General features: G+C 70.7%; 13 protein-coding genes. 4 read left to right on the top strand and 9 right to left on the bottom strand.

The genetic code is table 11. The features are described 5' to 3' along the window. Positions 1 to 157: 157 nt before the first annotated feature. Complete coding sequence (locus ACFQO7_RS21085; RefSeq protein ID WP_376807939.1) at positions 158 to 421, bottom strand: GlsB/YeaQ/YmgE family stress response membrane protein; 264 nt, start codon at positions 419 to 421, stop codon at positions 158 to 160. 283 nt (positions 422 to 704) lie between these two features. On the opposite strand from ACFQO7_RS21085, the gene ACFQO7_RS21080 reads away from it, so the two are divergent. From ACFQO7_RS21080 to ACFQO7_RS21070, 3 genes are all read left to right on the top strand, one after another. Then, complete coding sequence (locus ACFQO7_RS21080) at positions 705 to 1268, top strand: signal peptidase II (RefSeq protein WP_376807938.1); 564 nt, start codon at positions 705 to 707, stop codon at positions 1266 to 1268. Positions 1269 to 1318: 50 nt separating this feature from the next. Continuing rightward, the gene (locus ACFQO7_RS21075) at positions 1319 to 1585 is read left to right on the top strand and encodes a DUF2283 domain-containing protein (RefSeq protein ID WP_376807937.1); all 267 of its coding nucleotides are present in this window, start codon (positions 1319 to 1321) and stop codon (positions 1583 to 1585) included. A gap of 170 nt (positions 1586 to 1755) precedes the next feature. Further along, the gene (locus ACFQO7_RS21070) at positions 1756 to 2325 is read left to right on the top strand and encodes a tetratricopeptide repeat protein (protein ID WP_376807936.1); all 570 of its coding nucleotides are present in this window, start codon (positions 1756 to 1758) and stop codon (positions 2323 to 2325) included. 292 nt (positions 2326 to 2617) lie between these two features. On the opposite strand, the gene trpD is transcribed toward ACFQO7_RS21070, so the two are convergent. From trpD to ACFQO7_RS21055, 3 genes are all read right to left on the bottom strand, one after another. Then, positions 2618 to 3523 carry an anthranilate phosphoribosyltransferase gene (trpD, locus tag ACFQO7_RS21065; RefSeq protein ID WP_376807935.1) on the bottom strand — a complete coding sequence of 302 codons (906 nt, stop codon included), beginning with the start codon at positions 3521 to 3523 and terminating at the stop codon, positions 2618 to 2620. Between the two features lie 217 nt (positions 3524 to 3740). Then, positions 3741 to 7451, bottom strand: coding sequence for a family 78 glycoside hydrolase catalytic domain (locus tag ACFQO7_RS21060; protein WP_376807934.1), 3711 nt, complete (start codon positions 7449 to 7451; stop codon positions 3741 to 3743). A 204-nt stretch (positions 7452 to 7655) separates the two neighbouring features. Continuing rightward, positions 7656 to 8990 (bottom strand): M23 family metallopeptidase, encoded by a 1335-nt coding sequence (locus ACFQO7_RS21055; RefSeq protein ID WP_376807933.1) that lies wholly within the window; start codon positions 8988 to 8990, stop codon positions 7656 to 7658. Between the two features lie 191 nt (positions 8991 to 9181). Here ACFQO7_RS21055 and ACFQO7_RS21050 point away from each other — a divergent pair, with 191 nt between their 5' ends. Then, entirely contained in the window at positions 9182 to 11983 is a 2802-nt protein-coding gene (locus tag ACFQO7_RS21050) for an AfsR/SARP family transcriptional regulator (RefSeq protein WP_376807932.1), read from the top strand. Between the two features lie 27 nt (positions 11984 to 12010). Here the strand turns inward: ACFQO7_RS21050 and ACFQO7_RS21045 are convergent, their stop codons facing one another. From ACFQO7_RS21045 to ACFQO7_RS21025, 5 genes are all read right to left on the bottom strand, one after another. Next, the gene (locus ACFQO7_RS21045; protein WP_376807931.1) at positions 12011 to 13012 is read right to left on the bottom strand and encodes an endonuclease/exonuclease/phosphatase family protein; all 1002 of its coding nucleotides are present in this window, start codon (positions 13010 to 13012) and stop codon (positions 12011 to 12013) included. Between the two features lie 81 nt (positions 13013 to 13093). Next, entirely contained in the window at positions 13094 to 14095 is a 1002-nt protein-coding gene (cydB, locus tag ACFQO7_RS21040; RefSeq protein ID WP_376807930.1) for a cytochrome d ubiquinol oxidase subunit II, read from the bottom strand. Positions 14096 to 14102: 7 nt separating this feature from the next. Further along, entirely contained in the window at positions 14103 to 15497 is a 1395-nt protein-coding gene (locus ACFQO7_RS21035; RefSeq protein ID WP_376807929.1) for a cytochrome ubiquinol oxidase subunit I, read from the bottom strand. 151 nt (positions 15498 to 15648) lie between these two features. Further along, on the bottom strand, positions 15649 to 18165 hold the full coding sequence (locus ACFQO7_RS21030; protein WP_376807928.1) for a DUF4832 domain-containing protein: 2517 nt from the start codon (positions 18163 to 18165) through the stop codon (positions 15649 to 15651). 71 nt (positions 18166 to 18236) lie between these two features. After that, positions 18237 to 20909: a fibronectin type III domain-containing protein gene (locus ACFQO7_RS21025; RefSeq protein WP_376807927.1), complete on the bottom strand. Its 2673-nt coding sequence runs from the start codon at positions 20907 to 20909 to the stop codon at positions 18237 to 18239. Positions 20910 to 20960 lie beyond the last annotated feature (51 nt).

Raw genomic sequence — 20960 nt, 5'->3', positions numbered from 1 at the left:
TGACCCTCGAAGCGATCGCGCAACTGGTCACCGCGGCCAACCCCTGACCCAAGATCGCGACGATCTTGCGCGAACTGTTGCCGATACGCCGGAATCGAGCGTGTCGTCCCCACAGGTCGCGCAAGATCGTCGCGGTGGGATGAGGGGAGGCGGTGGGTTAGCGGGCGCGGCGGCGCTGGAGGGCGCCCCAGATCAGGAGCACGATGACGGCTCCGATGACCGAGCCGATCAGGCCGGACGGGCGCAGGGCCAGGCCGTCGCCGCTCAGCAGGCTGATGCCGAGGCCGCCCACGAAGGAGCCGATGAGGCCGGCAGCCACCGCCTGCGGCCAGCGGACCTCGCGGAAACCACCGCCGCGAACGATCAACCACGCCAGCCAGCCGACCAGGAAGCCCCACACCAAGATCGCAAGAATCAGCACGTAACGCACCCTTCACGTCAGCGGTGGACATACCCCGATGCCAGTGTCTCGTATGGTTTTGAGATGTTATGCACGAATCGGTAATACGTGCCGCCCCCGGATGATCACTGCGGGCGGCGGCGGCTGTCCCAGGCTCCCCGGGTGACCTGGTTCCGGGAGGCAGTCCATGAGCACGTCCCGACCGGTGCGGTGCCCGCCCTGTGATCACTACTGCCTGGGCGACTCGCGCGTAGGTTAAGGTTGCCAGCCGGCGAGTCGGTCAACGGTGTACGGAGAGATCGTGATGGCAACAGGGCAGTCTGCTTCCACCGTCCCGGCTGCGGAGCGCCGCGGCCCGCGGCTGTTCGTGCTGGTGCTCGTGTTGGCCGCGGTGCTGGTGGTGGTGGATCAGCTGACCAAGTGGTGGGCGGTGGCGGAACTGACCGGCCGTGCGCCGATCGACGTCATCGGCGACCTGCTGCAGCTGCGGCTCACCTACAACCCGGGAGCGGCCTTCTCGATCGGCACCGAGTACACCTGGGTGCTGACGCTGATCGCGGCCGCGGCCGTCGTGGCCATCACCTACGTCTCCCGCAAGGTGCAGTCGCGGGCGTGGGCGATCGGGCTCGGCATGATGCTCGGCGGGGCGTTCACCCACCTGCTCGACCGGCTGTTCCGCGAGCCCGGCTTCATGCGCGGCCACGTTGTGGACTTCATCGACTACGGCCCGTTCGTGGGCAACGTCGCGGACATCGCGCTGGTCGGCGGCGTGGCGCTGATCCTCGTGCTCAGCATGCGCAACATCCCGATGGCTGGACCCGCCGCCGAGCCGGAGACCGCACCCGATCAAGCCGCCGAGACGCGGTAACCGCGCGGCGGGGCAGCGGTGACAACCGGTTCCATGCCGGCCTGACGGCCATGTACATCAAGGCGCGAATCCCGCTGGTCTGCTCCTACGACAGCGAAGCCGATGCGGCGTTCATCTACCTCGATCACCCCATCGCATCCGGGGCAGCGAAGCAGACGATTCCGTTCAACCCCGCGGACGGCATGTTCAACCTGGATGCCGACGCCGAGGGCCGCATCCTCGGCCTGGAGATCCTCGATGCCCGCAGACACCTACCCCCTGCTTTCCTGCAAGCGATCCTGGACAGCAGTAAAGATCGAGTACAGGAAACCCCATGACCTGCCCCGGATCTAGATGATTTGTTGTCGCCTGGACGACCAAAAAACATCTAGATCCGGTTGTATGCCGAAGGCGGGCCGGGATTGGCGCCGGTTCAGGGGTTTGCTGATGCGCCGCCGGGCGGAACGCTGGTCTGTGCGGCGGCGCAGGGTCGCATATCGTGGCTGCCGTGAACGACGCTCAGGTGTGGTTCGACCGGGCTGACGACCTCGCCTCGCAGGGCGGTCATGAGGAAGAGGCCGAGCGGCTTCTTCGCGACGCGATAGCGGCCGGGCATCGACCTGCGCTGGTGCGGCTGGCCGAGTTCCTGTGGCACGAGAGCGGCCGCGATGGGCAGGACGTCATCGTCGAGGTCGAGGAGTTGCTCGCGCAGGCGATCGGCGACGTGCCTGGAGCAGCCAACACGTACGGCAACGTCCTGGCCGACGCCGGGCAGGATCAGCGAGCGGAAGCGATGTTCCGCCGAGCAGTCGCCGACGGCGACCGATACGCCGCGACGAATCTGGCGTCCGTGCTGCATGACCGCGGCGACGACCTGGCGGCCTACGAAGTATTGGTGTCGGCGGCCAAGAACGGCGATGACCTCGCCTACCAGATACTCGGCCACAACCTCGATCCGGCCGAACCGGCATGGGCCGAGATCACCGCCGCCTGGTCGGCCGCACGGCCGGCCGACGAGCCGCCCCAGTTCTACTGCTATATCCGTGGTACATGGGACCTGGGCTTGACCCCTCGCTGAGCGAACCGGAGCGACCGGTACGAGGCCGGTCGGCGAACTATCGCGGGAGGGCCATATGCGAGACGATCACCCGATCGACCGGCTCAGCGCCGTGGTGGAAGGCCGGACGTCTGGTCCGGTCGCCGACGCGGATGCGAGTGTTGTCTCAGCAGTTGGCCCGCCGTCGGCATTGGATCCTCGGGCCACCTGAACTGTTGAACGATTCAGGTGGTCGCCGGGGTTCGTGCTGTCGATCCACGCTGCGCGGCCACCCTGGGGCGAGGAGATGGACCCCGTAGGCCCGTTGCGGGAATCAGCAGCTGGAGGCGGCTATCCAGCGGTGCAGGGTCGCCTCGGCCGCTCCGGTGTCGATCGCGGCGGCGCAGCGGATCAGCGCGGCCGCGATCCGCTCGTCCAGATCGCCGTCCCCGTCGGCCGTCGCGCAGGCCGCGGCCGCGTTGAGCAGCACCGCGTCGCGCACCGGTCCGCGCTCCCCCGCGAGCAGCGCGTGCACGACCTGCGAGGTGGTGCCCGTGGACAGCTTGTCGAGGCCGTCGTCGCCGCGGACGACCAGCGCGCGGCAGCCGCGCCCGGCCAGCACGTACGCGAGCACCGACACGAACCGCGGGTCGGCCACCCCGACCAGCGCGTACGCGGGCCGGGCCGGGTTGATCAGCGGCGCGAGCACGTTGAAGATCGTCGGTACGCCCAGTTCGCGGCGTACCGGCCCGGCGTGCCGCATCCCGGCGTGGAAGGCCGGGGCGAACAGGTAGGCGATCCCCGCCTGCTCGGCCACCTTCGCGACCCGCGCGGGCGGCAGGTCGAGCGGGATGCCGAGGCGTTCGATGACGTCACCGGAACCGGCCGAGGTCGACGAGGCCGCCCGACCGCCGTGCTTGGCGACGGTGAGCCCGGTCGCCGCGACGACGATCGCCGCCATGGTGGAGATGTTCACGGCCCCGGTGCCGTCGCCTCCCGTGCCGACGATGTCCACCGCCGGGCCGGGAAAGTCGACGGGCGCGGCGTGGGCCAGCAGCGCGTCCGCCGCACCGGCGACCTCCACGGCCGTCTCCCCCTTGGCGCGCAGCGCGACCAGGTATGCGGCGAGCTGCACCGGGGTGGCCTCGCCGCGCACGATCTGCGTCATCGCCCACGCGGACTCGGCGGCGGTGAGATCACGTCGGGCCAGCAGCGTGGAGAGGATCGTGGTCCAGGTCATCGTCAGTCCTCGAAGGTCGAGCCGACCGGTCGAGGCCTGTCAACGACGACGGCCGCCTCGTCCGGAGGCGGCCGCGGTGTACGCGTGCAGGGAGTGACCGCCTAAGTGGCGGGCCACCAGCCCTGTCGACGCGCGATCATGCGCGAACGGTAGCACGTATCGACGGGCGGGACCGCCCCGGACGGGCCGGGGCGGTCCCTGGTTCAGCGACGTGGGGTCACGCCGGGGCGGTGAACACGTAGCTGCCCGAGGGCAGGTGGTAGGACGCCGCGCCCTGGCCGTAGCCGAACGGCACGGCCTGCGCCGGGGCGGTGACCGCGGCGGCCGAGGTCGCCGGGACCCGTACCGTCGCCGAGGTGCCCGCCGGAACGGTGACCCGCAGCGTGAGCACCCCGCCGGACACCGACCAGTCGCTGACCGCCTGCCCGTAGGGCGTCTGCATGGCCGACTTCGCCGAGGTCAGCCCGCCGCCGGGACGCGGCGCGACGAGCTGCGTCTGGTAGCCGGGGCTGGCCGCGGACAGGCCGCCGACCTGCCGGTAGAGGAAGTCCCCGACCGAGCCCAGGCCGTAGTGGTTGAAGGAGTTCATTCCGGGGGTCTGGAACGCGCCGTTGGTCTGAATGCCGTCCCAGCGCTCCCAGATCGTGGTCGCCCCCTTGCTGAGCATGTAGCCCCAGCCGGGATAGCCGGGCTGCAGCAGGATCTGGTACGCGATGTCGGCCCGCCCGTTGTCGGCGAGCACCGGCAGCAGGTTCTCGACCCCGAGGAAGCCGACGGTCAGGTGCCCGCCCGCTGCCGCGACCTCGGCGACGAGCTTGTTGACCGCCCCGGCGACCCGGTTGGCGGGCAGCAGCCCGAACGCGAGCGCCAGCACGTACCCGGTCTGGGTGTTGCCGGCCACGGTGCCGTCGGCGGCGACCCAGCGGTTGGTGAACGCCGTGGCGACCTGGTCGGCGAGCGTGCCGTAGCTGCTCGCCTGCGCGGTGCGGCCGGTGGCCGCGGCCATCCGCGACACCAGGCGCGCCGACCAGGAGAAGAACGCCGTGGCGATCAGGTCCCGGGCGGTGTCGTCGTTGACGTTGAGCCAGTCGCCGTAGCCGCCGGTGTTGCGGATCAGGTCCGCGCCGGAGGTGGACCGCAGGTAGTCGACCCAGCGGGCCATGGCGTCGAAGTGCTGGTTGACGACGTTGAGGTCGCCGTAGCGCTGCCAGAGGGTGTACGGCACGATCACGCCCGCGTCGCCCCAGCCGGCGGTGCCCGCGCCGCAGCAGGCGTCGGGTGCGGTGTCGGTGAACGCGCCGTCGGCGTGCTGGGCGTCGACCAGGTCGTCGGCGAACTTGTCCAGGAACGCCTGCATGTCGATGTTGAACGTGGACGTGGCCGCGAAGGAGGCGATGTCGCCGGTCCAGCCGAGCCGCTCATCGCGGTTCGGGCAGTCGGTCGGGATGGACAGCATGTTGGACCGCTGCCCCCAGACGATCGCCTGCTGGAGTTGGTTGATCAGGGTGTTGGAGGTGGTCAGCGTGCCCGGTTGGGAGGCGCTGGTCCAGGCGGCGAGGCCGGTGACGGTGTCCAGGTTCGGGGTGCCGGGGAAGCCGGTGACCTCGACGTAGCGGTAGCCGTGCACGGTGAACCGCGGGGTCCAGACCTCCTGGGCGCCGGTGCCGGCCAGGGTGTACCGGTCGGTGGCCAGTCCCGCGGCGCGCAGGTTGTCGGTGTAGATGGTGCCGTCGGCGTTGAGCACCTCGGCGTGGCGCATGGTGACGACGATCCCGGCCGCGCCGGTGACCCGCAGGCGGTTCCAGCCGGTGAAGTTCTGGCCGAGGTCGAACACCCATACGCCGGGCTTGGGCTGGTTGAGCGAGAGGGGGCGCAGCTCGCTCTGCACGGTGACGCCGTTGTCCACCTGCGACACCAGCCGCGGTGCGGTGCCGGTGCGGGCCGTGGCGGTGGCCCATGAGGCGTCGTTGTAGTCGGGGCCGTCCCAGCCGTTGACGGTGAGCCGGTTGTCGTACTCCTCACCGGCGTACAGGTCCTCGGCGCGGATCGGGCCGGTGGTCACCCTCCACGTGTTGTCGGTGCGGATCACCGCGCTGGTGCCGTCGGTGTAGCTGATGTGCAGCTGGGCGGAGTACCACGGCTGGGTGCCGTAGCGCTGCGAACCGGCCATGCCGAGGCTGCCCGAGTACCAGCCGCTGCCCAGCCACGCGCCGAGGGCGTTGGTGCCCTGCCGCAGCTGGCCGGTGACGTCGTACACCTTGTACTGCAGGCGCTTGTTGTAGTCGGTCCAGCCGGGTGCGAGCGCGTCCGCGCCGACCTTGGCCCCGTTGAGCCGGGTCTCGTGCAGGCCGAGCGCGGTGGTCAGCAGGCGGGCCGAGGCGACCGCCTTGCTGATGGTGAAACCCTTGCGCAGCAGCGGTGCGGCGCGGCGTACGACCACGTTGGAGCCCCACGGGCCGGTGCCGTACGCGGTGAGCGCCCGCGCAGCGGGCCAGGCGCTGTCGTTGAAGCCCACCTGCTGCCAGCCCGACGGGCCGGACTGGAACGCCTTCCAGCTCGCGTCGGTGGTGGCGGTGGTGCCGCCGCCGATGGTGAGCTTGGCGATGACACCGGTCGGCGACTGGGTGGTGTTCTGCGCGGCGACCGCGATGACGTTGTTCCCGGCGGTCAGCCGCCCGGCCAGGTCGACGACCGTGGCCTGCTTCCACGAGTCGACGACCCGCGGCGAGCTGCTGACCTGCGTGCCGTTGACCCATACGTCGGCGGTGTCGTCGCCGGTGACGACCAGGCTCGCCTGGGTGGGCGCGGTCGACAGGCTGACGGTGCGGCGGAAGTAGCGGGTCATCGGCGGGAGTCCGGCGATCGGGTCGCCTTCGGGATACCAGATCCAGCTGGCGCCGCTCAGGCCGTCGGTGACGGCGGGCTGGCCGATGTAGGAGGCCTGCCACTCGGAGGCGGGGTTGCGCAGGCCGGTCTCGAAGAACTGGGTGGTGCTGTACGCGCTGACGCGGCCGTGGGTGTCCCAGACCCGCACGCGCCAGTAGTAGCGGCGCAGCGAGGTCAGCGCGGGACCGGCGTAGGCGACATCGACGGCCTGGCGGCCGACGACCCGGCCGCTGTCCCACACGTCGCCCGTGCCGCTGCCCGCGTTGGCGCTGCTGCTGGCCACGATCACCTGGTACGCGGCCTGGAACTGCTGCCCGGTGCCGGAGGTCAGCTTCCAGCCGAACCGGGGCACGGCGGCGTCGACGCCCAGCGGGTTGACGCGCCGCTCGACGGTCGCCTCCCCCACCGCGAACGGCGACGTGCCGGAGCCCGCCGGTGCGACAACGGAACTGTTCCACGGGGCGACGCCGTAGGCGCCCAGGTCCATGGCGGCAGGCCAGCCGCTGTCGTTGAAGCCGGGCTGCTCCCAGCCTGTCGCCGGGCTCTGCGACGCCTTCCAGCCGCCGTCGGTGATCAGGTCGGTGGTGCCGCCCGCCGTGGTCACCTGCGCCCGGCCGAGCAGGCCCGCCGGGCCCGACGCGGTGTTCTGCGCGGCGATCGCAAGGGTGTTGGTGCCGCTGACCAGGGCGGGGGCCAGGTCGATGTAGAGGGCGTTCTTCCAGGAGTCGACGGCCCGGGGCGACCCTGCGAGGGGTTTGCCGTTGAGCCACACGTCGACGGTGTCGTCGCCGGTCACGACGAGCTGCGCGTCGGTGACCGTGCCGGAGGGCGCGGTGAAGGTCTTGCGGAAGTAGCGGTGGGCGGCGGGCGCGGTGGTGCGCGGGTCGCCTTCGGGATACCAGATCCAGTGCGCGCCGCTGACGCTGACCGGGGTGGCGGCGGCAGCGGGTACGGCCAACAGGACGGCGGTGGCGGTGAGCAGGACGGCGAGGACGGCTGCCACGCGTCCTCGGGGGCTGGGTGCGGGATCGGGACGGTGCATGGCGACTCCTTATGAGAAGATCGCGTCGATTAAAACGTTTCATTTCACGGCCGGTGCCCAGACCCTAGGGCTCTCAATTAACGCTGTCAATATCCCGTCGTAACCCCCCGGCACATCCAGCAAGGTCAGCTAGTGCGACCTCGCCAAGTTGCGGGCCGGAGCCGCTTTCCGGCATGGTTCGGACGGCGGCTCCGGCCCGGGTCTTCAGTTGGAGTAGAGGTACTTCACTCCGCTGAGGGCCAGCACGCTGGTCCGCGAGCCGGTGACGCCCGAGTTGAGGTTGCGCCATCCGTTGTTGCTGCTCGCCTCGTGCACGTAGCCGCCGGCCATCGTGTAGATCAGCTTCTCGCCGTTGAGGTTCGCGGCCGCGACGGTGGCGCTGGAGACGCCGGAGATGCCGGTCCACACGTTCGCCCAGCCCGCGTTGCTGGCCGCTTCGTACACCGAGCCGCCGTTGACGACGTACAGGATCTTCGTGGTGCCGACCGTGATCGCGGCGACGGCCGAGCCGGGCACGCCGGTGTTGAGGTTGCGCCAGCCGTTGGCGCTGTGCGCCTCGTGCACGTAGCCGCCGACGATGCTGTAGATGTACTTGACGCCGTTGAGCGCGATGACCGCGATCGACGAGTTGCTCACGCCGCCGATGTTGGTGTTGAGGTTGCGCCATCCGTTGTTGCTGCTCGCCTCGTGCACGTAGCCGCCGACCACGGTGTAGATCAGCTTCTCGCCGTTGAGGTTCAGCGCCGCGAGCGCCGTGCCCTGCGCCCCGTTGATGCCGGTCCACAGGTTGTTCCAGCCGGTGCTGCTGCCCGCCTCGAAGATCTGGCCGCCCTTGCTGCTGTAGATGATTTTGGTGCTGCCGACCGCGATGGCAGCCGTGGCCGACGCGGTCACCGGTCCGCTGGGGCCGGACACCGGCAGCATGCGCCAGCCGTTCGCGCTGTGCGCTTCGTACACCTGCTGGCCGCCGTTGCAGTTGGCGCTGGTGACGTTGCGGGCGGGCGACACCGGCCCGCTGACGTAGATCGGTCCGGTGGCGGCGCTGCCGTCGGAGGTGATGCCCGACGGGGAGCCGTTGAAGTACGCCTCGGTCTTGCCGCCGTCGCGGGTCACCTCGTAGTGCAGGTGCGGGCCGGTCGAGTTGCCGGTGCTGCCCACCCAGCCGATCGGGGTCCCACCGTTGACCCAGCCTGAGCTCTGGATGGCCGGCTGGATCATGTGCATGTACGTGGTGCGCCAGCCGCCGCCGTGGTCGATGACCGCGTAGTTGCCGCCGCCGCTGCTCCAACCGGCGCTGATGGTGCCGCCGGCCGCGGCCAGGATCAGACGGCCGCTGCTGCCGCCGCCGGTGAACGTCATGTCGATGTCGTAGTCGTCGTGACCGGCGTACGTGGCCAGCCGCCACGTCTCGCCGCACGGGAACGGCAGCTGGAAGAAGGGCATCGGGCCGGCTGCCTGGGCCGGGCCGGCCCCGACCGCCGACACGGCCAGCAGCAGGGCGCACACGCCGGTAACGGCGCGCAGAAGTCCTCTGGACAAGGGGGTGCCTCTCAGTGCGGCAGGCCGTGCCTGCGAACGGGGGTGTCAGGCGCGTGAAAGTCGCGCGGTGATCGATGTGTTTCGAAGGATCAGGCGCGGCAGGATGGTACGGTGGCCGACCTACAACCCGCGCACATCGCCGTACAACCGGTGGGCCGCGACCCCCGGCGCACTGCACGCTGAGGTGAGGATTGTCCGTCCACTTCGACCTGCTCGGCCCGCTGGCGGTGACCCGGGACGACCGGCCGGTGCCGCTGGGATCGACGAAGCAGCAGCTGATCCTGGCGGCACTGCTGCTGCGGCCGGCTGAGGCGATCAGCACCGACGAGCTGACGGCGATGCTGTGGGGCGACCGGCCGCCCGCATCCGCGGCCGCGAACGTGCGCACCTATGTGCGCGGTCTGCGGCTGGCGCTGGCCGGGGAGCAGCGCGCCGAGCGCCGCATCCGCACCACACCGGGCGGCTACCTGCTGCGGGTCGAGCCCGGTGAGCGGGACGTGGACCGGTTCGACGCCGCCGCGGCGCGGGGCCGGGCGGCGCTGACCGGCGGCGACCCCGCGAGCGCGCAGGCGGAGCTTGCCGCCGCGGTCGCGCTGTGGCGCGGTTCGGCGCTGGCCGGGCTGCCGGTGCCGCGCCTGCTCAGCGGTAGGGTCGGGCAGCTGGAGGAGCGGCGGCTGCTGGCCGAGGAGGACTACGCGGTGGCGCGGATCGCGCTCGGCGAGCCGGCCGTGGTGATCCCGCGGCTGCGTGCCCTGCTCGACCGCCATCCGCTGCGCCAGCGGGCCTGGGCGCAACTGATGACGTGCCTGTACCAGATCGGCGACGTCTCGGGCGCGCTCGCGGCCTACCGGCAGGCCTGGCACGTGCTCGCGGAGCAGACCGGGATGGACCCCGGGCCGGAGCTGACCCGGTTGCACGACGACATCCTCCATCACCGCATCGCGGCAAGGCCGGCATCGCCCGGCGGTCGCCCCTCCGGCACGGCGTACGCGCCACCCCGGCAGCTACCGTCGGTGCCTGCGGGTTTCGCGGGCCGCGGCGCCGAGCTGGCCCGGCTCGACGACGAGCTCGACCACGGTGCGGCGCGACCCTCCGGAGTGGGCATCACCGCGGTCAGTGGCATGGCCGGTGTCGGCAAGACCACCCTCGCCCTGCACTGGGCCCACCGCGCGGCCGTGCACTTCCCCGACGGCCAGTTGTACGTCAACCTGCGCGGCTACGACGACGCCGACGCCGTGTCCCCGGCCGACGCGCTGGTCGCCTTCCTGGAGGCCCTCGGTGTGCCGACCGGCCGCATCCCGAGCACCACCGACGCCCGGACCGGGCTCTACCGGAGCCTGCTGGCCACCCGACGTCTGCTCGTCGTGCTCGACAACGCACGCGACGCCGACCAGGTGCGCCCGCTGCTGCCCGGCGCGGGCCGGTGCGTCGTCGTCGTGACGAGCCGGGACCAGCTCAGCAGCCTCGTGGCCACGGAAGGGGCGCGGCCGTTGACGCTGGACGTGCTCACCGCCGAGGAGTCGGCGGACCTGCTGCGCGGTCGGCTGGGCACGGACCGGCTCGCCGCGGAACCGGCGGCCACCGCCGAACTGATCGAGGCGACCGGCCGCCTGCCGCTCGCCCTGTCGCTGGTGGCCGCGCGGATGGCCGGCAAACCCGCCTTCCCGCTCGGAGCCGTCGCGGCGCAGCTGCGTCCGGCCGAGGGCAGGCTTGCCGCGCTGGCCGACGGGGACGTCCGGCGCGTGTTCTCGTGGTCGCACCGTGCGCTGAGCACGGACGCGGCACACCTGTTGCGCCTGCTCGGCCTGCATCCGGGCCCCGACATGACCGGCGACGCCGCCGCGGCGCTGCTCGGGCGGCCCCGAGCCGCCGCGGTGCCGCTGCTGCACGAGCTGACCCGGCTCCATCTGCTGACCGAGCACCAGCCGGGGCGCTACGCGCTGCACGACCTGCTCCGGTCGTACGCGGCCGAGCTGGCGCAGGCGTCCGAGCCCGCCGGCAGCAGGCATGCGGCGAGCAGCCGCCTGTTCGACCACTACCTGCACAGCGCCCATCCCGCGGCGCTGCTGCTCCAGCCGACGTGGACGTCGGTCGACCCGGTGCCGGCACTGGCGGCGAACCTCCACGTGCCGATCCCGGATCGAGCCGCAGCGGTGGCCTGGTTCGCGGCAGAGCATCCCGTCCTGCTGCGGGTGCTGCGGCAGGCCGTCGAGACCGGCTTCGAACGGTACGCAGGCCCGCTGGCCTGGGCGCTGGCGGCGTACCTCGCCCCGCGCGGGCTGTTCGAGGAGCAGCTCGCCGCCCAGCAGGCCGCCCTGCTCGCCGCGGAGCGCATCGGCGATCTGCCCGCACAGGCGCTCGCCGGCCGGATGCTCGCCCGCGCGCTCATGCGGCTCGGCGACCACGATGCCGCCGAGCACCATGTGCGGCAGGCGCTCAAGCTGTACGAGCAGATCGGTGACCTGGACGGTCTCGCGCTGACCCTGCGCCACCTGACCGAGCACTGCACCGCGCGCGGGCGCCTGGCGGAGGCTCTCGCGCACAGCGTCGAGGCGCTGCGGGTCTCCCGGCTGATCGGCAGCGGCTACGCCGAGGCGCGCGCCCTGAACACCAAGGGCTACCTGCACGCCCTCAACGGCGACTACCGGCAGTCCATCGCCGACTGCGCGGAGGCGCTCACCCGGCAGCGGCGGATGGCCGACCGCGTGGGCCAGGCGGCGACGCTGGACAGCCTCGGTTTCGCGCACCACCGGCTCGGCGACCTGGCCCAGGCGGTGACGTGCTACGAGCAGTCCATCGAGCGTTTCCGGGAATCCGCGAACCGCTACCACGAGGCGGAGACGCTGACCCGGCTCGGCGAGGCACACGAGCAGCTGGCGGACCGGCCCGCCGCCGCCGAGGCCTGGCAGCGGGCGAAAGACATCTACGAGGAGCTGGGCGACCCCGCCGCCAACGCGGCCCGGCAACGGCTGGCCCGCGTGCTGTCCGGCTGACCGGGCACCCGTTGTGCGGTGTGGACGCTACGCGGGTGGCAGGGCGAGCACGGCGACGACCGCCCGGTGGTCCGTGCCCGGCACGGTCCGTTCACCGGCGGAGACGCCGACCAGGCCGGGGCCGTGCAGCACGTGGTCGAGCTGCACCAGCGGCGGTACGAGGGTCCTGCCGACCGGCCAGGTGCGGGCCCAGCCGCGCCCCAGCTCGGCGTGGGTGTCGGCCAGCCCCGCCGCGAGCAGGTCGCGCATCGGGGCGTGGTCGAGCGTGGCGTTGAAGTCGCCCAGGAACACCATGTCCGGTCCGGCCATGCGGGCGACGTCGGCGAGCGCGGCCATGTCCCGGGTCCACCGCTCCGGGTCGCCGACCGGGTAGTAGGTATGCACGGCGACCAGGCGTACGGTGCGCCCGCCGACGGTCACCGCCGCGGTGGTCTGCGGCCAGGCCGTGTCGGCGTGCAGCGGGCCGCCGAGGAACAGCGGGAACCGCGAGTAGATCGAGGAGTCGTACTCGGGGCGCAGTTCGTGGTGGGGCAGCAGCCTGTCCAGCCCGGCTTCGGTGAGCGCGGCGATGCCCGCGGTCGGCAGCTGCTGCACGGCGAGCACGTCGATGCGCTCCTCGCGGACCAGGCGCACCAGTTCCTGCGGGTCCGCGCCGCCGACGTTGGCGTTGATCGTGGCCACCCGCAACTCGACCGCCCCGGGCGGGACCTGCCGCCCGTCCGGCAGGAACCGGGGAGCCAGCACCGCGACCTGGCCGGCCACGAGCAGGGCGGCGGCGATCACCGCCCAGCGCGAGCGCAACCCGGGGACGGCGAGCAGAACGCCCAGTCCGAGCAGGCTGAGCACCGCCGCGTACGGGACCAGCACCACGGGCACGGCCAGCGGGGTTCCCGCGTCCAGCCCGGCGAGCCGGACGAGCAGCAGACCGCACGACACCACGAAGACGACGCCGAGGACACAGCGGGCGAGCACGATAGCGACCCGCGCACGCCGCCTGCCGACCACAGGAGTGACGGCGGTGTCTGTCAACTGTCCTCCCCCAAGACCGGAACCCGGCGATCGTAGCGCCTTTTGATCACGCGGCCAGGCCGAGGACCCGGGCGGGGCAGGTCACTCGTCGCCGAGGTCGGTGGCCGTGACGCGCTGGCGGAAGACGTGGTACGTCCAGGCCTGGTAGAGGATGACGACCGGGAGCATGACGACCAGGACGACGGTCATCACCTTGAGCGCGTACGAGCCGGACGCGGTGTTCGCGAGGGTGAGGTCGTTGGCCGCGCCCATCGTGGAGACCATGACGCGCGGATACAGGTTGGTGAAGACGACCAGCACGCTGGTGGCCATGGCGAAGGTGGTGGCGGTGAACGCCCAGCCCTCCTTGCCGTCGCCCGCCAGCCAGGCGGCGGCGAGCACGGCCAGCACCGCGGCGATCTCGATGACGTTGGGGAGGAAGCCCTTGCCCGAGATGACGTGGGACCAGGTGATGTAGACCAGCACCGCGAGCGCGGTGACCGGGGCGAGGCGGCGGGTCAGGCGGGTCGCCCGTTCGCGCACGTCGGCGGTGGTCTTCAGGGCCAGGAACGTGGCCCCGTGCAGCGCGCACAGCAGCACGAAGGTCAGGCCGACGAACAGCGAGTACGGCGGCAGCAGGTCGGCGAACGTGCCCGCGAACTCCTGGTCCGCGCCGATCGGCAGGCCGTGCAGGAGGTCGCCGAGCCCGACGCCGAGCAGGAACGGGGCGATCACGCTGCCGATCGTGAGCAGCACGCTCCAGGTGCGCCGCCAGCGCGGGTGCTTGTCCTTGTCGCGGTACTCGAAGGACATGCCGCGCACGATGAGGCCGACCAGCACCAGCACCAGGGCCAGGTAGAGGGCGGAGAACATGGTGGCGTACCAGCCGGGGAAGGCGGCGAACATGGCCGCGCCGGCGACGACGAGCCAGACCTCGTTGCCGTCCCACAGCGGGCCGATGGAGCTGACCGCCATGCGCCGTCCGGCGTCGTCGCGCCCGACGACCCCGTGCAGCATGCCGACCCCGAAGTCGAAGCCCTCCAGGATGAAGAAGCCCGTCCACAGCACGGCGACGGCGATGAACCACAGGTCGGCGAGTGTCATGGCGGCCTCAGCGGGAGAAGGTCGGCTCAGGCGCGGGGACGTCGTCTTCGGCGGGCACGGTCGGCGGCGGGGCCTTGCGGGCGTAGCGCAGCATCAGCACCAGCCAGACGACGGTCAGCGCGTTGTAGAGCAGGAAGAAGATGGTCAGGCTGATCGCGACGGTGGTGGCGCTGACCGACGGTGAGACGCCGTTCTTCGTCAGCATGAGGCCCTGCACGATCCAGGGCTGGCGGCCGTTCTCGGTCAGCATCCAGCCTGCCGTGTTCATCAGGAACGGCAGGACCGCGGCCCAGGCGGCGACGCCCAGGAACCGGTGCGCGGTCTCCAGCCGTTTGCGCCGCATCACCCACAGCCCCCACAGCGACAGCAGGAAGGCCACCACCGCGGTGTACGCCATCACGCGCATGGCCCAGTACTGGATGAACACGTTGGGCACGTAGTCGCCGGGGCCGTACTGCTGCTGGTACTGGGCGTTGATCTCGTTGAGCCCGATGACCTGGCCGTTCCAGTGGTTGGTGGCGAGCAGCGACAGGATGTGCGGCACTTCGATGATCTTCGTGGGGGTCTGGTCCTGCTTGCCCCCGCCGATCTGGATGATCGAGAACGAGCACGGCTGGCAGGTCTCCCACTGCGCCTCGGCGGCGGCGATCTTCATCGGCTGGTACTTGGCCTCGACGACGCCGAGTTCGCTGCCCACGAACATCGCGAAGATCATGGTCGGGGCCAGGACGATGAGCGAGAGCTTGGCCGTGGGGGCGAAGACCTCGGGGTGGGACTTGCGGCGCAGGTGCCAGGCCGACACGGCGAGCATGAGGGCGCAGCCGGTGGCCGTCGCGGCGAGCAGCACGTGGGCGTACCCCCACAGGAACACCGGGTTGGTCATCACCGCCCAGATGTCGTTGAGCTGGGGACGGCCGGTCGTCGGGTTGATCTCGTAGCCGACCGGGTGCTGCATCCACGAGTTCGCGGCCATGATGAACGCCGCCGACCCGGCGGCGCCCAGCGCCACCAGCCAGATCGCGGCGAGATGGATGCGCGGCGACAGCTTGCCCCAGCCGAAGATCCACAGGCCGAGGAAGGTCGACTCCAGGAAGAACGCGGCCAGGCCCTCCATCGCCAGCGGCGCACCGAACACGTCGCCGACCATCCGGGAGTACGCCGACCAGTCCATGCCGAACTGGAACTCCTGGACCAGGCCGGTGACCACGCCGACGGCGACGTTGATCACCAGCAGCACGCCGAAGAACTTCGTCGCCCGCAGGTACTCGTCGCGGCCGGTGCGGTGCCAGACGGTCTGCAGGATCGCGGTGAGGAAGGCGAGCCCGATGGTGATCGGCACGAAGATGAAGTGGTAGATCGACGTCATCGCGAACTGAATCCGGGCCAGATCTACGTTCGACATGATTGCCACGCCTCCGCCACCAGGGAGCCTTCGTGCTCATTCTGCCCAGGTGACCGCGCCGAGATGACAAAACTGGCAAAATTCTCAGATCCGTCGTAAGGGGCCGGTCGGGCGCGCCTTGAGCGGGTGCGCCCGACCGGCCGGTGTCGGCTTACTGGAAGGTGATGTGGTCGATGGTGACGGTGGAGTTGCCGCCGTACCAGAAGCCCATGGCCAGCTGGGACGGCGAATTGCGGTTGATGCCGTTGGCGACCATCGGGATCTTGATGTCCTGGTACGCAGTGGTGATCGCCGGGTGTGCTCCCCCGTCGAGGGTGAAGTCGGCGAACACCTTCGTCGACCCGCCCAGGCCCAGGTTGAAGTGGGTCTGCTCGCCGCCGGCGGTGCCCTTGATGCGCACGACCAGGTAGGTGTAGGCGCTGAGGTCCACGCCGACGTCGGAGCCGAACCAGCCGCAGTTGTTGTAGCGCAGGCTCAGCGCCCCGCCGGTCACGACGCCGGAACCGCCGCCGTCGAGGAAGCAGTTGCCGCCGGTCCACTTACCCAGGTCGTTCTGGCTCGCCGACGGGTACGCCGGGGTGCCGTCGTAGTTGTCCAGCACCAGCCCGGTCGGCGGCTGCGGCGTCGCATCCGTCGTGACCGTGACCGTGTTGCTCGTCGCCGACCGGTTGCCGGCGGCGTCCCGGGCCTTGACCGTGTAGGCGTAGGCCGTGGACGCGGTCAGGCCGGTGTCGGTGAACGAGGTGCCCGTCGGGCTGCCGACCAGGGTCGCGCCCCGGAACACCTCGTAGCCGGTCACGGCCACGTTGTCCGTCGACGCCGTCCACGACAACGACACGCTCGTGTCGGTCTTGCCGGTCGACGACAGCGTGGGCGCGCTCGGCGCGGTGCAGTCGCCCGAGCAGCCCGTCGTCGTCGCCGACACCGTCGCCGACTGCCCGGACACGTTGCCCCCGGCGTCGACCGCCCGGACCGTGTACTGGTACGTCTGCCCCGGCGAGCGGCCCGAGTCGGTGAACGACGTGCCCGACGCGGTGCCGACCTGCACACCGCCACGGAACACCTGGTAGCCGGTCACGCCCACGTTGTCCGTCGACGCCGACCAGGACAGCGACACGCTCGTGTTCGTCACGCCGGACACGGTCAGGCCCGTCGGCGTCGACGGGGCCGTGCAGTCACCCGTGCAGGAGCCTACGGTGACCGAGGACGCGAGCACGTTGTAGCCCTTGGCCGCGTCCCAGGTTCCGGTGTTGGCCAGCCGGATCGAGTACTCCGGCCGGGACTGCAGTGCCGCGGTCGGGTCCGGCAGCCACAGCGCCAGCTTGTAGTTGCCCGCGACCGCGCCGCCGGGCACGGTGACACTCGCGGTGACGGTGCTCGCGCCGGCCAACCAGCTGCGCGGGTCCACGCTGCTCAGCGGCAGGTTGTAGCGGTTGGTGCCATTGTCGAGCACCAGGTAGGCGGTCCGGCTCTTGATCAGACCGGACCAGCCGTCGTTGTTCAGGTGCGCGGTCAGGGCCAGGCTGCCGCCGGGGGCGACGGTGGTCGGGAAGGTGGCGTCGAGCAGCCTCAGGCGATACCCCATCTTGCGCTTGATGCGGGTGAAGCAGGTCTCGGCCGGGTCGTTGCCGCTCGCGGCGAGGTTGGCGGCCTTCCACTTGTCGGTGTTGACGGCCGCGTAGTCCTCGTTGATCTCGGTGAAGTTGAGTCTGTTCATCTCGGTCTGCGCGTTGACGCAGGCGGCGTCGTTGTAGCCGTCGGAGCCGCAGGTCTCCCCGCCGACCATCTTGTTGAACCCGGTCGAGGTGGCCAGGTCGTACATCCACTGCTTCTTCTGCTCGATGTAGTACCAGCCCATCCAGGACGGGTTGTCGTAGGTGCCCATGTCGTTGACGTCGGCGAGGAAGCAGTCGTTGTGGAAGCTGATCCGGTCCTTCTGCGCCTGGGTCAGCCCGCAGCCCTCGGGCACGACGCAGGACGTCGGGTCGATCATCTCCTTGATGTAGATCGGGTAGCGCATCGCCAGGGGGATGCTCGCCGGGGTGGTGTCGGCGATCTTCTTGACGATGCGGTACCGGGCGGGCGCCTCCTCGACCGAGGACGAGTTGGTGAGGGTGCCGGTGTGCCACTCCCCCCACGCGCCGAGATAGCCGGTCTCCAGGTGCAGCACGACGTCGGCGTTCGCGCTGATCACGGCATTGACCTGGGCGATGTGGGCGAGGATCTGCGACTCGGCGACGCTGGCGTAGCCGTCCCAGGTGTACGCGGGCCGCAGGACGATCTTCATCCCGGCGGTGCGGACGGCGGCGAGGCCGGAGGCGAGGTTGTCGAGCAGCGCCTGCGGCAGGGCCTGGGTCTTGTACTTGTCCAGGTGCAGGTAGCTGTGCACCAGGGTGTTGCCGTTGGCCTTGGCGCGGGCGAAGGTCCGGTCGAGCAGGTCCGGGTTGAAGCCGGGGATGGTGGCGGCGTTGACGTAGTCGTTGACCGCCGGGTCGTTGATGATCTCGTAGCGGTTGTGGTAACCGCGCTCCGGGTTGGCGAACGCGGTGGCCAGGTCGGCCGAGTACGTGACGGTCGCGGCCTGGGCCGGCGTGGCACCGAGCGCCACGGCGGCGACGGTGGCCAGTAACGTTGTCGCGGTGAACATCCGCATGAAGCGGGTGGGCATGGCAGCCTTCCTGTGCATCGGGAGGGTAGGCCGCCTGGCCGGGTCGGGAGCCCTGCCAGGCGGCCGGGCGGTCACTGGAACGAGATGTGGTCGATGGTGATGGTCGAGTTGCCGCCGTACCAGAAGCCCATGGCCAGCTGGGACGGGCTGTTGCGGTTGATGCCGTTGGCGACCATCGGGATCTTGATGTCCTGGTAGGACGTCGTGATCACCGGATGCGCGCCGCCGTCGAGGGTGAAATCGCCGAACACCTTCGTCGAGCCGCCCAGACCCAGGTTGAAGTGGGCCTGCTCGCCACCGGCGGTGCCCTTGATGCGTACGACCAGGTAGGTGTACGAGGACAGGTCCACGCCGACGTCGGAGCCGAACCAGCCGCAGTTGTTGTAGCGCAGGCTCAGCGCGCCACCGGTCACGACGCCGGAACCACCGCCGTCGAGGAAGCAGTTGCCGCCGGTCCACTTGCCCAGATCGTTCTGGCTCGCCGACGGGTAAGCCGGGGTGCCGTCGTAGTTGTCGAGCACCAGGCCGGTGGGCTGCGGCGGCGCCGCGTTCGTGGTGACGGCGACCGTGTTGCTGGCCGCCGACCGGTTGCCCGCCGCGTCACGTGCCTTGACGGTGTAGCTGTAGGCCGTCGACGCGGTCAACCCGGTGTCGGTGTACGACGTGCCCGTCGGACTGCCGACCAGCGTCCCGCCCCGGAACACCTCGTAGCCCGTCACGCCCACGTTGTCCGTGGATGCCGTCCACGACAGCGACACACTCGTGTCGGTCTTGCCCGACGAGGACAGAGTGGGAGCACTCGGGGCAGTGCAGTCACCCGCGCAGCCCGTGGTCGTCGCCGACACCGTTGCGGACGAATTGGACACATTGCCCGCCGCGTCGACCGCCCGGACCGTGTACTGGTACGTCTGTCCCGGCGAGCGCCCGCTGTCGGTGTACGTCGTCCCGGTCGGGGTGCCGACCTGGACGCCGTCGCGCAGCACCTGGTAGCCGGTCACGCCGACGTTGTCGGTCGAGGCGGACCAGGACAACGACACGCTGGTGTCGGTGACGCCGGTGACGGCGAGGTTCGCCGGGACCGACGGTGCGGCGCAGTCGCCGGTGCAGGTCCCCGAGGTGCTGACCGCGCCGAGGTTCACCCAGCCGTCCGCGCCCTGGTTGCTGTTCGCGAACGACAGCGGCAGGCGCGGCCGCCACTGATCGATGATCCAGTCGGTGAGCCTGCTGGCGGCGGGACGGGCTCGTAGCACGTCCTGGGTCACCGCCTCCAGTGGGTTGCGCACCTTCAGGACCAGGCTGTAAGCGCCTGCGGGCACGCCCGCGGTGCTGACGGTCGTGGCGAAGTTGACCGGCCGGCCGAAGTCGAGGTACTTCGGGTCGGCGCCCACGTTCCAGTCCGGGAAGGCGCGGATCTTCAGGGGCTGCACGGTGCGCAGGTCCCAGCTGGTGTCCCAGGTCTTCACGACTGTGCCCGCGCTGTTGCGCAGGCCGAGCTGCACCGTCCACGGGTAGTAGAACGGGGCGACGCCGTCGTTCTGCATCGTGACGCCGACCTTGAAGGTGCCCGAGGCGGTGGCGTTGAAGTTGGCCTGCGGGATGTGCAGGTTGTAGCCCATCTTGCGGACACCGGCGGAGACCTTCGGGTCGCTGGTGCTGTACCCGCCCGCGCCGGTCTGGTTGATCATCCAGGTGATGTGGGTGAGCTCGGTCGCCGCGAGCACGTCGTCGACCTGCCCGGACCCGCCCGGCCAGTTGGCGTAGAGGGTGCCCTGGATCTCGGGCCGGGCCTCGCCGCCGATGGACTGGGTGACCCACCGGTTCTCGGTGCCGGTGTTGAGCTGCAGCTGCAGGAACGCGTCCTCCCAGCCGTTCATCGACATCGGCAGCGTCATGCTCTTGAGCTGCCCGCCGCTGCGGAACTCCTTGTACGGCCAGGAGTCGTCGTGGAAGCCGATGTTCGCCGTCTCGGTGCCGGCGAGCGGGTAGCGGACCTCCAGCTGGATGTTGTCGAACGCGGTGTCGTACGCGCCGATGATGGTGCGGATGGTGGTGTCGGTCGGCATCAGGTTCGGGTAGCCGTCGGCCAGGTCGCGGTCATACGGCCAGGTGTGCCACTCGCCCCACAGGCCGACCAGGCCCAGCGACATGAACCCGATGCGCGGGTCGGCGGTGCCGCCCGGCCCGGCCTTGTCGTAGCGGGCGGCGAACGCGTTGATGAAGGTGACCAGCGCGCTGATGACGTCCGGGTCGTCGTAGTCGGGGCTGACGGTGCCCCAGAACCCGTTGGTGCGCAGCGCCATCTTGCCGTTCAGGCACGGCGGGATGCCGTTGCCGGGGTGGGTGCCGCTGCCGCCCGGGTACTCCAGGTAGAAGCGGAACGCGGTCTGGCGGCTCCAGACGGCGGCCTCGTCGAGCGCCTTCTCGAACACGCTCCAGTCGATGTTGGCGCAGTCGGCCGGGTCCTTCATCACCTCGTTGAGGGCGAAGTAGCTCCAGACCAGGCCGCCGGGGTACTTGGTGGACAGGTTGTCACCGGGGAAGAGATAGGGGGCGAACCCCTTCAGCGGCTGGCCGAGCGCGGCGTCGGCGTAGGTGTAGGTGTGGGTGGTCAGGCTGGTGTCGGGGCCGGGTCCGGCGGGCGGCCGGGCGGGCGGACCCGCGGGTGCGGCGGCCGCGCTGGTGGCGACCAGCGCGATCGTCAGCGCTGCCGCCGTGGTGGCGAGCAGCTTGCGTACGGATGGCATGAACCGTTGTTCCCTTCGGGACGAAGTGCAGGAACAGCAAGGGGTTCGGTG

It is taken from the genome of Catellatospora aurea, from assembly GCF_042663325.1.
Taxonomy (GTDB): domain Bacteria; phylum Actinomycetota; class Actinomycetes; order Mycobacteriales; family Micromonosporaceae; genus Catellatospora; species Catellatospora aurea.
This window is presented reverse-complemented; position numbering and strand designations above follow the sequence as displayed.

What these genes read in the sequence shown, in the direction of transcription:
- ACFQO7_RS21080 (WP_376807938.1), top strand. Translation starts at nt 705, where the DNA reads ATGGCAACAGGGCAGTCTGCTTCCACCGTCCCGGCTGCGGAGCGCCGC.
- ACFQO7_RS21075 (WP_376807937.1), top strand. Translation starts at nt 1,319, where the DNA reads ATGTACATCAAGGCGCGAATCCCGCTGGTCTGCTCCTACGACAGCGAA.
- trpD (WP_376807935.1), bottom strand. Translation starts at nt 3,523, where the DNA reads ATGACCTGGACCACGATCCTCTCCACGCTGCTGGCCCGACGTGATCTC.
- ACFQO7_RS21060 (WP_376807934.1), bottom strand. Translation starts at nt 7,451, where the DNA reads ATGCACCGTCCCGATCCCGCACCCAGCCCCCGAGGACGCGTGGCAGCC.
- cydB (WP_376807930.1), bottom strand. Translation starts at nt 14,095, where the DNA reads ATGACACTCGCCGACCTGTGGTTCATCGCCGTCGCCGTGCTGTGGACG.
- ACFQO7_RS21035 (WP_376807929.1), bottom strand. Translation starts at nt 15,497, where the DNA reads ATGTCGAACGTAGATCTGGCCCGGATTCAGTTCGCGATGACGTCGATC.
- ACFQO7_RS21030 (WP_376807928.1), bottom strand. Translation starts at nt 18,165, where the DNA reads ATGCCCACCCGCTTCATGCGGATGTTCACCGCGACAACGTTACTGGCC.
- ACFQO7_RS21025 (WP_376807927.1), bottom strand. Translation starts at nt 20,909, where the DNA reads ATGCCATCCGTACGCAAGCTGCTCGCCACCACGGCGGCAGCGCTGACG.